The following is a 14,951-nucleotide window of genomic DNA, read 5'->3' on the forward strand; positions in this document are numbered from 1 at the left end:
ACACGTCATGAGACACGGAAAAAAAATCAACCACTTAAGCAGACAGACTGGACATAGAAAAGCTATGTTGGCTAATATGGCTTGTTCTCTTATCGAGCACAAACGCATTAACACTACTGTTGCTAAAGCTAAAGCGCTTAAACAATTCGTTGAGCCTTTAATCACAAAATCAAAAGAGGATACGACTCACAACCGTCGTATTGTTTTTGCTTACTTACGTAACAAATACGCTGTAACTGATTTGTTCAGAGATGTTGCTGCTAAAGTAGGTGATCGTCCAGGTGGATACACTCGTATCATTAAAGTTGGAAATCGTTTGGGAGATAACGCTGATATGGCGATGATCGAACTTGTTGACTTCAATGAACTTTACAATGGAGGTAAAAAAGAAGTTAAAAAAGCGAAAAGCCGTCGTGGTGGTAAAGCTAAAAAAGCTGAAACTGCTGCTCCTGAAGCCCCTGCTGCTGAATCAGAAACGACTACTGAAGCTTCTGAATAATTATGAGAGTAATCATTCTATAATATTAAAGGATAAACTAATTTTTAGTTTATCCTTTTTTTTTGATTTTTTTAAACCTTTAAAAATCTAACTTATTTAAAATGATAGGTTTTATTTTTGCGAAGGAAAGTTTTAAAAAATCTTGGAAGGGCTTCTTTAAAGAAGTAAATTTGCAAAATATCTAATTACATTTAAGACCGTTTAATTTGGTTTTAAGAACTTGATAAAAAAACAATACAAATTAAATAATGAAATACACAACACGAAAAAGCGCCATTTTATTACTTAGTGATGGAACAATTTTTCACGGAAAATCTATCGGTATCAGCGGTAAAACTTTTGGGGAAGTTTGTTTTAATACCGGAATGACAGGATATCAGGAAATTTTTACTGATCCTTCTTATTTTGGTCAAATTATGGTTGCTACCAATACACATATCGGAAATTATGGTGTGAATGAGGAAGAGGTAGAGTCTGATAGTATTAAAATTGCTGGTTTGGTTTGTAAAAACTTCAGTTTTAATTATTCTAGAACAAATGCTTCTGAAAGCTTGGAGGATTATTTTGCTAAGCAAAATCTAATATGCATTTCTGATGTAGATACGCGTGCGCTTGTGAGTTACATTCGTGATAATGGTGCAATGAATGCTGTTATTTGTACAGATGGTACTTCAATTGAAGATTTGAAAAAGGAATTAGCTAATGTTCCAAATATGGAAGGATTAGAATTAGCATCAAAAGTATCTACTACTGAACCCTATTTCTTTGGTGATGAAAACGCTACTTATAAAATCTCAGCTTTAGATCTTGGAATTAAGAAGAATATTTTAAGAAATCTTGCCAAAAGAGATTGTTATATAAAAGTATATCCTTTTAATTCTACTTATAAAGATATGTCTGAATTTAACCCAGATGGATATTTCTTGTCAAATGGGCCTGGAGATCCAGATCCTTTGTTTGGAGCTATTCAAGTTGCAAAAGATATATTAGCAGATAATAAACCTCTTTTTGGAATTTGTTTGGGACACCAGGTTATTGGCTTAGCTAATGGCGTTGAAACTTACAAAATGTTTAACGGACATAGAGGAATTAACCATCCAGTAAAAAATATCATAACAGGCAAAGGTGAAATCACTTCTCAAAACCATGGGTTTGCTGTTAAAAAGGAGCAGTTAGATAATCATCCTGAATTGGAAATAACACATGTTCACTTAAATGATGGTACGGTAGCGGGGATGAGAATGAAGAATAAGAATTGTTTTTCAGTTCAATATCACCCGGAAGCAAGTCCTGGACCACACGATTCATCTTATTTATTTGATCAATTTGTGGAGAACATCAAAACTGCGAAAGCCTAAAACGATGTAGTTAATAAATAAAGGTGTTTAATATCTAAAATGCGTTTACAGTATTAAATATTTTTATAATTTCGAAAAAAAAATATAATTTATTAATAAAAAACAAAAATAATGAGTATTATAATTAAAGTTCACGCAAGACAAATTCTTGATTCTAGAGGTAATCCTACGATTGAAGTAGATGTAGTAACTGAAAATGGAGTTTTAGGTAGAGCTGCTGTTCCATCTGGAGCATCAACTGGAGAGCACGAAGCTGTTGAATTACGTGATGGAGGTAAAGCTTATCTAGGTAAAGGTGTTTTGAATGCAGTGAACAATGTAAATACTGTTATTGCTGAAGAATTAGTTGGAACTTCTGTTTTCGAACAAAACACAATTGACCAATTAATGATTGATTTAGATGGAACTCCAAACAAATCTAAATTAGGAGCTAATGCTATTTTAGGAGTTTCTTTGGCTGCTGCAAAAGCTGCTGCTAACGAACTTGGATTGCCATTATACAGATACGTGGGTGGTGTTTCTGCTAATACATTACCAGTTCCAATGATGAATATCATCAACGGTGGTTCTCACTCTGATGCGCCTATCGCGTTCCAAGAATTTATGATTTTCCCAGTAAAAGCTACTTCTTTTACGCATTCTATGCAAATGGGAACTGAGATTTTCCACAGTTTGAAAAAAGTTTTACACGATAGAGGCTTAAGTACTGCTGTTGGTGATGAAGGAGGTTTTGCTCCAAACTTAGCTGGTGGTACTGAAGATGCTTTAGATACAATCAAATTAGCAGTTGAAAAAGCTGGTTATACTTTCGGTGACGAAATTATGATCGCTCTTGACTGTGCTGCTTCTGAGTTTTATGTAGACGGTAAATACGATTATACTAAATTTGAAGGTGAAACTGGAAAAATTAGAACTTCTGAAGAGCAAGCGGAATACTTAGCTGAGCTTGCCGCTAAATATCCAATTATTTCTATCGAAGACGGTATGTATGAAGATGACTGGGATGGATGGAAAGCTCTAACTGAGAAAATTGGTGATAAAGTACAATTAGTAGGTGATGATTTATTTGTTACTAATGTTGCTCGTTTGTCAACTGGTATCGAAAAAGGAATTGCTAATTCAATTTTAGTAAAAGTAAACCAAATTGGTACTTTAACAGAAACAATTGCTGCTGTAAACATGGCTAAAAATGCTGGTTACACATCTGTAATGTCTCACCGTTCTGGAGAAACTGAAGATAATACAATTGCAGATTTAGCTGTAGCGTTAAACTGCGGTCAAATTAAAACTGGTTCAGCTTCTCGTTCAGATCGTATGGCGAAATACAACCAATTATTAAGAATTGAAGAAGAATTAGGAAGTACAGCTTATTTTCCTGGTTTAAATGCTTTTAAGATTAAATAATCATAAGAGTTATATTAAGATAAACCATTCGTTTTCTAACGAATGGTTTTTTTTTGGAGTTTTAACAAATTCATAGCAGTATTCTTTTTTTAATTAGTCTTAAATTCATTAGATTTGGTAAATTATTATTTAAAGAATTATTTCCAATATATTATGTCAAAAATAGCTACATTAGAAATAGATGGTAAAAAGATTGAACTTCCAGTAATCACAGGAAGCGAAAACGAATCAGCTATCGATATCAACAAATTACGTGATTTAACAGGTGTTATTACAATTGATCCAGGTTACAAAAACTCAGGATCTTGTACAAGTGAAATCACTTTCCTAGATGGAGAAGAAGGAATTTTACGTTACAGAGGATATTCAATCGAAGACTTAGCAGAAAAAGCTAGTTTCTTAGAGGTTTCATATCTTTTGATTTTTGGAGAATTACCAACTGCTGCACAGTTAGAAGATTTTGAAAATAATATCAGAAAACATTCTTTGGTAAACGAAGAAATGAAAAATATTATTGACGGTTTTCCAAAAACTGCTCACCCAATGGGAGTGTTGTCTGCTTTAACAAGTGCTTTAACAGCATTTAACCCAAAAGCAGTAAATGTTGATAATGAAAAAGAAATGTACGAAGCTATTTGTAAAACAATGGCTAAGTTTCTTGTGATTGCTACTTGGACTTACAGAAAGTCTATGGGGTATCCTTTAAACTATTATGACAATACAAAAGGATATGTAGAAAGCTTTATGCAATTAATGTTTAAACTGCCTACAGGGCCTTATGCTGCAAACCCAGTTATTGTTAATGCTCTAGATAAATTATTTATTCTTCATGCTGATCACGAACAAAACTGTTCTACTTCTACAGTAAGAATGGTAGGTTCTTCTCATGCTGGTTTATTTGCTTCAGTTTCTGCAGGAGTTTCTGCGTTATGGGGGCCTCTTCACGGAGGTGCAAATCAAGCGGTACTTGAAATGTTAGAAGAAATTAATAAAGATGGTGGAGATACTGATAAATTCTTAGCGAAAGCGAAAGATAAAAATGATCCATTCCGTTTAATGGGATTCGGACATAGAGTTTACAAAAATTTTGACCCAAGAGCTAAAATCATTAAAAAAGCAGCAACAGAAGTGTTAGAAACTTTAGGTGTTGAAGATCCAATTTTGGATATTGCCAGAAAATTAGAAAAAGCAGCTCTTGAAGATGAATACTTCAAATCAAGAAACTTATATCCAAACGTTGATTTCTACTCAGGAATTATCTACAGAGCTTTAGGAATTCCAACAGATATGTTTACTGTAATGTTTGCTATTGGAAGATTACCAGGCTGGATCGCACAGTGGAAAGAAATGCGTGAAAACAAGGAGCCAATTGGAAGACCAAGACAAATCTATACAGGACATCCTTTAAGAGAGTTCAAGTCTAATAAATAAAAAACGAAAGCTTCACTTAACTGTGAAGCTTTTTTTATATTTGCTCAAAATATTATAATGTTATGTTGCAATTAAATGTTAAGAACGAAACATCTAGACTTCGTGCTGTTGTTTTGGGTTCTGCTGTTCATAATGGGCCAACTCCAACAATTGAGGAAGCTTATGATCCTAAATCATTGGAACATATTAAAGCAGGAACTTATCCTGTAGAAAAAGATATGGTTGCTGAAATGGATGCTTTTAATGCTGTTTTCCAAAAATACGATGTAACTGTTTATCGCCCTGAAATGATTGAAAACTACAATCAGATTTTCGCTAGAGATATAGGGTTTGTGATTGATGATGTTTTTGTAAAATCAAATATTCTTCCAGATCGTGAGCGTGAATTAGATGCAATTCAATATGTAATTGATCAAATCGATCCTTTAAAAGTAGTTCGTCCGCCTGAGGAAGTTCATATTGAAGGGGGGGATGTTATGCTTTGGAATGATCATATTTTTATTGGGACTTATAAAGGAAGCGATTATAAAGATTACATTACAGCGAGAACCAATATGCATGGCGTTAATTATATAAAAGAATTATTTCCAAACAAAATTGTCAAAGAATTTGATTTAGTTAAATCGAAATTAGAAGCTAGAGATAATGCTTTACACTTGGATTGTTGTTTTCAGCCAGTTGGAAAAGATAAAGGAATTATCTATAAAAGAGGTTTTAGAGAAGAAGCAGATTATTTGTATTTGGTAAATCTTTTTGGAAAAGAAAATTTATTTCACATCGAAAGAAATGAAATGTATAATATGTTTTCAAACGTATTTTCAATTGATGAAAATGTTGTGGTTTCAGAGAAGAACTTTACGAGATTGAATAACTGGCTTCGTGCAAATGGTTTTACTGTAGAAGAAATTCCATATGCTGAAATTGCAAAACAAGAAGGTTTGTTAAGATGTTCAACATTGCCTTTAATTAGAGACTAAATAATTGTTTCAGTTTTCAGGTTTCAAGTTTTACAGAACTTGAAACCTGAAAACTGAAATGAAAAAACATAAAAAATGAGACAAACAACAAACGCAATAGTAATGATTCGGCCGGTAGCTTTCAGAATGAACGAGCAGACTGCTGTAAATAATTATTACCAAAAGGTATTAGACGGTTTATTGCCAAGTACGGTAAATGCAAAAGCACAGCAAGAGTTTGATACTTTTGTTGAAAAATTAAGAGCGGTTGGAGTTGATGTAACTGTTGTTGATGATAATTTAGAATCTGATACACCAGACAGTATTTTTCCAAACAATTGGGTTTCGTTTCATGAAAATGGAGATGTAGCTTTATATCCAATGTTTGCAGAGAATCGTCGTCAGGAACGTCGTGAAGATATTTTGGATACTTTGGAAGAAAAGGGATTTGAAATTACCAATATAATGGATTATACATCTGCAGAAGAAGATGGTATTTTCTTAGAAGGAACAGGAAGTTTGTTGTTGGATAGAGCAAACGGTAAAGCGTATTGTGCTTTATCGCCAAGAGCTGATGAAGAATTATTTATAGAATTCTGTGAGGATTTTGATTATGCTCCCGTAATTTTTGAAGCTTTCCAAACTGTTGACGGAGAACGTAAGTTAATTTATCATACAAACGTTATGATGTGTTTAGGAGAAACTTTTGCTGTTATTTGCGCAGATTCTATTGATGATAAAAAAGAACGCAAAATGGTGTTGGATAATCTTAAGCAAGATGGAAAAGAAATTATTCTAATTACAGAAGACCAAGTAAATAATTTTGCTGGAAATATGCTTGAAGTTCGCGGGACAAATGATAAAAGATATATTGTAATGAGTGCTTCTGCACATCAGAGTTTAACTCCGAAACAAATTACCCAGTTAGAGAATCATGCTGAAGTTTTAAGTTCAAGTCTTGATACTATTGAAGCTTGCGGTGGGGGAAGTGCAAGATGTATGATGGCTGAAGTTTTTTTACCAAGAAGTTAAAATAAAATGTATAGTAAAAAAGAAAGGGATAAAATCTTGTTGATTTTGTCCCTTTCTTTTTAGAGTATGATTTGGTTTAAAAATTTCCTTTAATAATATTTACAAGTGCGCTTACAATATATTGAATACCAATAGAGATAACAATAAAACCGACAATTCTAGAAATAGCAACTATTCCAGAAGCTCCTAATATTCTGGCTAAGTAATGTGCGCTTTTTAAAATTGCAAAAATAGCAACTGCTATCGCAAGAATCGCTAATGAAGAAATTATGATTTCATTTAGTTCGTGATGTTCTTGATAAAAAGCAATTAAAAGCGACATTGACCCTGGACCGGCAAGCATGGGGATTGCTAAAGGTGTTAGCGCAATATCATTTCTTTGCTGTGCTTCATTTTCAATTTTTTTATTGATACCTCGTTTTTTGTTGAATTTTCCAGAAAGCAATGAGAAACCAGAATTTACAATCACGATTCCGCCTGCTATTCTTAGTGCATCTATACTAATTCCGAAAAAGGTTAATACATATTGTCCAATAAAGTATGAAACCAATAGTATTATAAAAACGTTTATGGCTGTCCAAAGGGAAATTCTAGATCTTTCTTTTTGAGAATCATGCTGTGTTAGTCCAACAAAAATAGGTACTGTCCCAATTGGATTTAATACCGAAAATAAAGCTGCAAATAAGTAAATGAATAATTCCATATAGTTTTTAGGGGTTGATAAAGTAAAAGTAGTTATTTTTTGATGTCTTTGAGTGAAATTATGTTAGGATAATGTTTTTTAATGTTAGGGATTATGAATCAAAGGCATAAAGATTAAATCGTTCTTTTTGATTACTTTTGCAGTCTAAATGAAAACAATGAAAAGTAAAAAAACATTAGTAATAGGTGCATCAACAAATCCAGAACGTTATTCTTATAAAGCGGTAAATATGTTAGTTGGAAAAGGACATCCTGTTTTAGCTATAGGACAAAAGACAGGTGAAGTTGCTGGGGTGAAAATTCAGACCAAGGCCATTCCAGTTAAAAATATAGACACGATTACATTATACTTGAATCCTGTTCGTCAAAGAGATTATTATAATTATATAATAGAAGCAAAACCGAAGAGAGTTGTATTTAATCCCGGAACCGAAAATCCAGAACTGTATCAACTATTAGAATTAAATGATATAAAGAGCGAGGTTGCTTGTACACTTGTTTTGTTGGCTACCAATCAATATTAAAAGGGTTTTTAGCTAGTGTAAATATTATAAACAGGAATGATTTGGATTGAATTAATTAATCTTGCGTACTGCTGTATTTATTGAAGTTGAATTTAATGTCAAATGCTAGCCAAACCATTAAAAGTATTACTTTTGTCGTCATGGAATTTTCATCAAAACTAATTGAAAAAGCGGTCAACGAGATGTCGCAGTTACCAGGTATTGGAAAGCGTACGGCACTTCGTTTGGTTCTTCATTTATTGAAACAGCCAAAGGAACAAACTTCTTTTTTATCACAGGCATTGTTGAATATGCGTGAAGATATTAAGTTTTGTGAAAGCTGTCATAATATTTCGGATACCAAAATCTGTGAGATATGTGCCAATGCTCTCAGAAATCATGAGACTATATGCGTAGTCGAAGATATTCGTGATGTAATGGCAATCGAAAATACGGGACAATTTAAAGGTATTTATCATGTTCTTGGTGGGAAAATTTCGCCAATTGAAGGAGTTGGGCCAAATCAGTTGAATATTTCGAGTTTAGTAGAAAAAGCTAAATCAGGTAAAGTAACTGAAATTATTTTTGCTTTAAGCTCGACTATGGAAGGTGATACAACCAATTTTTACATTTATAAACAAATTGCTGATTTACAGATTGTAGTTTCAACAATTGCAAGAGGAATATCTGTTGGAGATGAATTAGAATATGCTGACGAAATAACATTAGGCAGGAGTATTCTACATAGAGTTCCTTTTGAAAAAACTTTTAAAAATAATTAACTAAACCCCAAATAATAGTTAGTTTTTCTAGACATCAGAGGAAAAGCTATATTTGCGCTAAAATTAAACTAATGACACAAAAAAGCTTTTATCTATTCTTATTAATTTCGGTATTACTTACTTCATGTATTCCGATAAAAGATTTAGTTTATCTTCAGGATAAGAGTACTTCGAGCGAACAAAATACAATTTCAGCGGTAGAATCTAAACCATATAGATTACAGGTTAATGATGTTTTAAGTATTAATATGAAAGCAATTGATCCAAAATTGGTTTCTATTTTTAATACAAGTAATGCTGAGAATAATCAAGCTTTAAGATCAGAGGCTTCATTATATTTTGATGGTTTTAAAGTTGATGATCATGGAAATATTCGAATGCCTATTTTGGGAGAATTAAATGTTATAGGATACACACTTGAAGAAGTTCGGGTGAAAATTGAAAAAAAATTATTAGAGGAGTATTTTAAGAGTGAGGCTAATATTTTTGTTACAGTAAAATTAGCTGGGTTTAGATATACTATTAATGGAGAAGTAGGAAGTACTGGTACGAAAACTTTGTTTAAAGATAGTGTCACGATTTTAGAAGCAATTGCAAATGCTGGAGATATTACTACGGTTGGAAATAGAAAAGCTGTAACGGTAATTCGGCAGGCTCCCACTGGAGTTCAGATGAATGATATAGACCTAACAGATGTAAATGTGATGAAGTCTCCTTATTATTATTTACAGCCGAATGATTATATTTATGTAAAGCCTTTAAGGCAGAAAACATGGGGAACTGGTCAGACAGGAATACAATCTATAGGGACTATTATCACACTGCTGTCATTAGCAACAACAGTTTACCTTATTATAAAAAATTAAAAAGATTTAAAAAATGTTAGATATAAAAGATTTTTCCATTTTTGAAAATCATTCCAATTTTGATTTTAAAGGTTTTCTGTTAAAAATTGCTAGTTATTGGAAATGGTTCTTAATCAGTTTAATTATTGCTTTTACTATTGCATATCAGGTAAATATTCGTAAAGAGAAAATTTATGGTATGCAGACTATGGTTTCTATTAAGGAACAGAGCAATCCATTTTTTACATCTAACACAAGTTTGGTTTTTAACTGGGGAGGAGTGTCGGATCAGGTAAACGGAATTTCAACCATTCTAAAATCAAGATCTCATAATGAATTGGTAGTAGATAAACTACAATTTTATATTGATTATTTAGAACAAGGAAAATATAATTTAATAGATTCCTATGGAGTTGTCCCTTTTTATATTGATATTGATAAAACAAAGGGTCAAATAGTTAATACATTGATAAAAATTAAGTTTCTGACTGAAAGTGTATACCAAATTGAAATTCCTTTTGAAAGCAATTCAGTTTCATTAATTACTTACAACACTAATTCTTACAGCAACACTACTGTACAAATTGGAAATTTTATAAAGAAATTCAAAGTAGGAGAGCTTGTAAGTCTTCCTTTTTTGAATTGGAAACTTCAAATAAATGATAATCCTGGGTTTTACAAAGGGAAAGAATATTTTGTGAGGTTTAATGATTTTGATGGAACTGTTTCAAGATACAGAGGGATAAGTGTAGAAGCTGATAGAGGAAGTGGTTCAATATTAAATTTATCAATGCAGGGAACAAATAAGGCCAGAATGGTTGATTATTTAAATTCCACTGTAAAAATGCTTATCAAGATACAATTAGATGGTAAAAATCAGTTTGCAACAAATACTATTCGATTTATTGATAGCACCTTGGTTGCAATGGAGTCTCAATTAAAGCAGACAGGTAATGAGTTAAAGACTTTTCAAAAAGATAAGAATATTATTCAAATAGAAGATGGAGGTGCTAGAGTTTCGGATAAAATAATGAACTTTGATGTTGAAAAAGATCAAGTTACCCGAAAAATTGCTTATTACAATTCATTAAAATCATATTTAAATAGTAATGGTGATTATTCAAGGTTACCAGCGCCTTCAGTAGCGGGAATTGAAGACCCTAATATTGTTGCAAATGTTTCAAAATTAATTGCACTTTCTACGCAGAGATCAGAAATGGCTTATGCAGTAAAAAGTGAAAAAATATTTAAAGATTTTGACAATCAAATGGAGGCTGTAAAGAACGTTCTTCAAGAGAACATTGCAACAGCAAAATCTTCATTGTTGTATGATTTGTCTTTGGTAAATGCTAAAATTGGTGAGGCAGAAAGTACAGTTCGTAAACTTCCTTTAGAACAACAAGAATTGTTGAAAATTAAAAGGAAATATGATTTAAATGATAATATTTACACAGCATTTCTTCAAAAAAGAAATGAAGCAGAAATTGTAAAAGCATCTAATTTATCAGACATTCATTTTATTGATCCTGCAAAAGATATAGGAGAAGGTTTAATAGGGCCCAAAACATCTGTTAATTATATTATGGCTCTGTTTTTAGGTACTTTAATACCTCTACTGTTTGTTTTAGGTATTTTCTTTATTAATAATTCTATTCAAAACGCTGATGATATTAATAAATTAACAAAAATACCATTGCTAGGAGTAATTGGTGTGAATAAAGATTCTTTGAATTTAGCAGTGTTTGATAAGCCTAAATCAGCCCTTTCTGAAGCTTTTCGCGGAGTACGATCCTCTCTTCAGTTTTTGTATAAAAAACAACAAGTCAGTGGTTCTAAAACATTAATGATTACTTCTTCAATTAGTGGTGAAGGGAAAACATTTTGTTCTATAAATATTGCAACTGTTTTTGCTTTAAGTGAAAAGAAAACAGTAATTGTTGGTTTGGATTTAAGAAAACCAAGACTGGCAGATGAGTTTCAATTAAATACACCTCTAGGAGTTGTTAATTATTTAATTAAACAAAATAGTTTAGAGGAGATTACCAATTCAACTTCTATTCCAAATTTAGATGTAATTCTTTCTGGGCCAATTCCTCCAAATCCTTCAGAACTTATTTTAAGTGATGCTATGAAAGAATTGATTGATGAATTGAAACTTAAATATGATTATATTATATTAGATACGCCTCCAGTTGGTTTGGTTGCAGACTCCCTGGAATTAGTTCAATTTTCGGACGTTATATTGTATATAGTTAGACAGAACTATACCAAAAAAGATATGATAACGTTGTTAAATAACAGAATAAAACGTGGTGAATTTACTAATGTCAGCATTGTCTTGAATGGTTATGAAAACAAAGCAAAATATGGCGGAGATTACGGTTATGGATATGGTTATGGTGCTTACGCAAATGGTTATCATGAAGAAGAAGTAAAGTTAAGTTTCTGGAAGACACTTTTAAATAGATTTAGAAAAAGCTAATTTTTTGTAAATGGAAAATGCAATAAAAAATACGATTTTAATTACTGGTGGAGCTGGATTTATAGGTTCAAATTTGACGGAGTATTTTTTAGGATTAGGATACAAAGTAGTTTGCTTAGATAATTTTTCAACAGGACATCGTCATAATCTGAATGATTTTTTAAATAATCCCAATTTTAAATTAATTGAAGGCGATATTCGAAATATAGAAGATTGTATTTTGGCTGTTGAAGGAGTAGATTATGTTTTGCATCAAGCGGCTTTAGGTTCTGTTCCACGTTCAATAAAAGATCCTATAACGACAAATGATGTAAATGTTTCAGGTTTTTTAAATATGCTTACAGTAGCTCGAGATGCAAAAGTAAAACGTTTCGTTTATGCGGCGAGTTCATCTACTTATGGAGATTCGCAAGGATTACCAAAAGTAGAAGAAGTAATTGGTAAGCCGTTATCACCTTATGCAATTACTAAATATGTTAATGAATTGTATGCTGAAATTTTCAGTAAAACATACGGATTAGAAACAATTGGATTGCGTTATTTTAATGTTTTTGGAAGAAAGCAAGATCCAAATGGAGCTTATGCGGCAGTGATTCCAAAATTTGTAAAACAATTCATGAATCATGAGAGCCCTGTAATTAATGGAGATGGTAATTATTCTCGTGATTTTACCTATATAGATAATGTAATTCAAATGAATGAATTGGCGATGACTTCTCAAAACCCTGAAGCTATTAATTCAGTTTATAATACGGCTTTTGGAGATAGAAACACATTGAATGATTTAGTGAAATATTTAAAAGAGTATTTGTCTGAATTTGATCCAGAAATAAAAAATGTGAACGTTGTATACGGAGAAAATAGAGTAGGTGATATTCCGCATTCATTATCAAGTATAGAAAAAGCAAAATCAATACTAGGCTACAATCCAAAATATTCTTTACAAGATGGATTGAAAGAAGCTGTTGGATGGTATTGGAATAATTTAAAATAAATTAAGATCAAGATAATAATAGATCAATGAAAATTACAAAAATTTGCTGCATTGGTGCAGGATACGTTGGAGGACCAACAATGGCAGTTATTGCCCAAAAATGTCCAGATATTCAAGTTACAGTTGTAGATTTAAATGAACAAAGAATTGCAGACTGGAATGACCCAAATCCTGATAATATTCCAATCTATGAGCCTGGACTTTCTGAAATTGTAGCAGAAGCAAGAGGAAGAAATTTATTTTTTTCTACTGATGTTGATAAAGCAATTGATGAAGCAGAAATGATTTTTATCTCAGTAAATACTCCTACAAAAACTTATGGAAAAGGGAGAGGAATGGCTGCTGATTTAAAATATATTGAATTGTGTGCAAGACAAATTGCAAGAGTAGCAAAGCAGAATAAAATTGTAGTAGAGAAATCAACTTTACCAGTGAGAACTGCAGAGGCTATTAAAAGTATATTAGATAATACGGGAAATGGAGTTCAATTCCAAATTTTATCCAACCCTGAATTTTTAGCAGAAGGAACTGCAGTCGCTGATTTACTGAATCCAGATAGAATATTAATAGGCGGAGACGTTACTGTAGAAGGGCAAGAAGCAATTAATGCGCTAGTAGATGTTTATGCAAATTGGGTAGATAAAGATAAAATTTTGACAACCAATGTATGGTCTTCTGAATTGTCTAAACTTACTGCAAACGCTTTTTTAGCACAGCGAATTTCATCAATAAATGCAATGTCTGAATTGTGTGAGAAAACTGGTGCAGATGTCAATGAAGTTGCCAGAGCAATTGGAATGGACAGTAGAATTGGTCCAAAATTTTTAAAAGCCTCAGTTGGATTTGGAGGATCATGTTTTCAAAAAGATATTTTAAATTTAGTCTACATTGCAAAGTCATATGGATTAAATGAAGTAGCAGATTATTGGGAGCAAGTTATTATTATGAATGATCATCAAAAAAGAAGGTTTTCAAATAAAATTGTTCAAACTTTGTATAATACTGTAGCTGATAAGAAAATTGCATTTTTAGGATGGGCTTTCAAAAAAGATACAAATGATACTAGAGAGTCAGCCGCAATTTATATTGCAGATGATTTAATTAATGAGCAGGCTAAAATTTCAGTTTATGATCCAAAGGTTTCAAGAGTTAAAATGCAGGCTGATTTAAATTATTTGGAAACAAGAAGCGAAGAAGGAAATAATGATTCTTTAGATACTTTTAATAATGCTTACGAAGCTTGTAAAGGAGCACATGCAGTTGCGGTTTTAACCGAGTGGGATGAGTTTAGAACTTATGATTGGCAAAAGATTTACGATTCTATGCATAAACCTGCTTTCATCTTTGATGGGAGAAATATCTTGGATTCGAAACATTTAGAGTCAATTGGTTTTGTGTACAATGGTATAGGTTCTTAAGCTGTTTTATATTGGAGTAAAAATGTGAAAATGAAATAATGTGAAGTAGTAGGTTTTACTTCGTTATAAGTAGAAAGATGAATTGGTACGTGGTTTATACAAAACCGAAATGGGAAAAGAAAGTTGCGGATAAACTCAAAGAGCTTGGAATTGAGTGTTATTGTCCTTTGGTCACTCAGGTTAAGCAATGGTCAGACAGAAAGAAAAAGATAGAGGTGCCACTTTTTAATTCCTATGTTTTTGTACAATTAACTGATGTTGAAAGAAATTCAGTTTTTCAAGTTGCAGGCGTGGTCAGATATTTGTTTTGGTTAGGTAAACCTGCAATTGTAAAAGATGAAGAGATTGAAATTATAAAAACAAATCTTAAAGCTCCTAATATAAGTGATGTGACAGTTTCTTCAATTCAAGTTGGTGATAGAATTAAATTAGAGTCTGGAGCATTCAGTAACCAAAGTGCAATTGTACGGGAAGTTTCTAATAATTATTACATTTTAGTACTTGAAACTTTGGGATGTGTTTTAAAAATAAAATACAAATAACTT

The 14,951-nt window shown here is 32.1% G+C and carries 14 protein-coding genes; 13 read left to right on the top strand and 1 reads right to left on the bottom strand.

Going from position 1 to position 14,951, the window contains the following annotated elements; all coding sequences use genetic code 11:
* Positions 1-7 precede the first annotated feature (7 nt).
* From rplQ to ctlX, 6 genes are all read left to right on the top strand, one after another.
* Positions 8-499, top strand: a complete 492-nt coding sequence (gene rplQ / locus GSY47_RS19985) for a 50S ribosomal protein L17 (RefSeq protein ID WP_109190653.1) — start codon at positions 8-10, stop codon at positions 497-499.
* A gap of 248 nt (positions 500-747) precedes the next feature.
* Positions 748-1,857 (top strand): glutamine-hydrolyzing carbamoyl-phosphate synthase small subunit, encoded by a 1,110-nt coding sequence (gene carA / locus GSY47_RS19990; protein ID WP_179002204.1) that lies wholly within the window; start codon positions 748-750, stop codon positions 1,855-1,857.
* A gap of 111 nt (positions 1,858-1,968) precedes the next feature.
* Positions 1,969-3,261, top strand: a complete 1,293-nt coding sequence (eno, locus tag GSY47_RS19995; RefSeq protein WP_179002206.1) for a phosphopyruvate hydratase — start codon at positions 1,969-1,971, stop codon at positions 3,259-3,261.
* 153 nt (positions 3,262-3,414) lie between these two features.
* Positions 3,415-4,692, top strand: a complete 1,278-nt coding sequence (locus tag GSY47_RS20000) for a citrate synthase (protein WP_179002208.1) — start codon at positions 3,415-3,417, stop codon at positions 4,690-4,692.
* A 62-nt stretch (positions 4,693-4,754) separates the two neighbouring features.
* Entirely contained in the window at positions 4,755-5,669 is a 915-nt protein-coding gene (locus tag GSY47_RS20005; protein ID WP_179002210.1) for a dimethylarginine dimethylaminohydrolase family protein, read from the top strand.
* A 75-nt stretch (positions 5,670-5,744) separates the two neighbouring features.
* A complete protein-coding gene (gene ctlX, locus GSY47_RS20010) occupies positions 5,745-6,680 on the top strand; it encodes a citrulline utilization hydrolase CtlX (protein WP_179002212.1) in 936 nt (311 codons plus the stop codon).
* A gap of 76 nt (positions 6,681-6,756) precedes the next feature.
* Here ctlX and GSY47_RS20015 read toward each other — a convergent pair whose 3' ends face one another.
* Positions 6,757-7,383, bottom strand: a complete 627-nt coding sequence (locus tag GSY47_RS20015; protein WP_179002214.1) for a MarC family NAAT transporter — start codon at positions 7,381-7,383, stop codon at positions 6,757-6,759.
* A gap of 157 nt (positions 7,384-7,540) precedes the next feature.
* Between GSY47_RS20015 and GSY47_RS20020 the strand changes: the two genes are divergently transcribed.
* From GSY47_RS20020 to GSY47_RS20050, 7 genes are all read left to right on the top strand, one after another.
* Positions 7,541-7,906 carry a CoA-binding protein gene (locus GSY47_RS20020; protein ID WP_179002216.1) on the top strand — a complete coding sequence of 122 codons (366 nt, stop codon included), beginning with the start codon at positions 7,541-7,543 and terminating at the stop codon, positions 7,904-7,906.
* Positions 7,907-8,046: 140 nt separating this feature from the next.
* Positions 8,047-8,667: a recombination mediator RecR gene (recR, locus tag GSY47_RS20025; RefSeq protein ID WP_179002266.1), complete on the top strand. Its 621-nt coding sequence runs from the start codon at positions 8,047-8,049 to the stop codon at positions 8,665-8,667.
* Positions 8,668-8,738: 71 nt separating this feature from the next.
* On the top strand, positions 8,739-9,533 hold the full coding sequence (locus GSY47_RS20030) for a polysaccharide biosynthesis/export family protein (protein WP_179002217.1): 795 nt from the start codon (positions 8,739-8,741) through the stop codon (positions 9,531-9,533).
* A 13-nt stretch (positions 9,534-9,546) separates the two neighbouring features.
* On the top strand, positions 9,547-11,994 hold the full coding sequence (locus tag GSY47_RS20035; RefSeq protein ID WP_179002219.1) for a polysaccharide biosynthesis tyrosine autokinase: 2,448 nt from the start codon (positions 9,547-9,549) through the stop codon (positions 11,992-11,994).
* Between the two features lie 10 nt (positions 11,995-12,004).
* Entirely contained in the window at positions 12,005-12,988 is a 984-nt protein-coding gene (locus tag GSY47_RS20040) for an SDR family oxidoreductase (protein WP_179002221.1), read from the top strand.
* Between the two features lie 26 nt (positions 12,989-13,014).
* Positions 13,015-14,406, top strand: coding sequence for a UDP-glucose 6-dehydrogenase (locus GSY47_RS20045; RefSeq protein WP_179002223.1), 1,392 nt, complete (start codon positions 13,015-13,017; stop codon positions 14,404-14,406).
* 77 nt (positions 14,407-14,483) lie between these two features.
* Positions 14,484-14,948 (top strand): UpxY family transcription antiterminator, encoded by a 465-nt coding sequence (locus tag GSY47_RS20050; protein WP_179002225.1) that lies wholly within the window; start codon positions 14,484-14,486, stop codon positions 14,946-14,948.
* The last annotated feature ends 3 nt before the right edge of the window (positions 14,949-14,951 follow it).

The sequence above is a fragment of the Flavobacterium quisquiliarum genome (assembly GCF_019308285.1).
Classification (GTDB): domain Bacteria; phylum Bacteroidota; class Bacteroidia; order Flavobacteriales; family Flavobacteriaceae; genus Flavobacterium; species Flavobacterium quisquiliarum.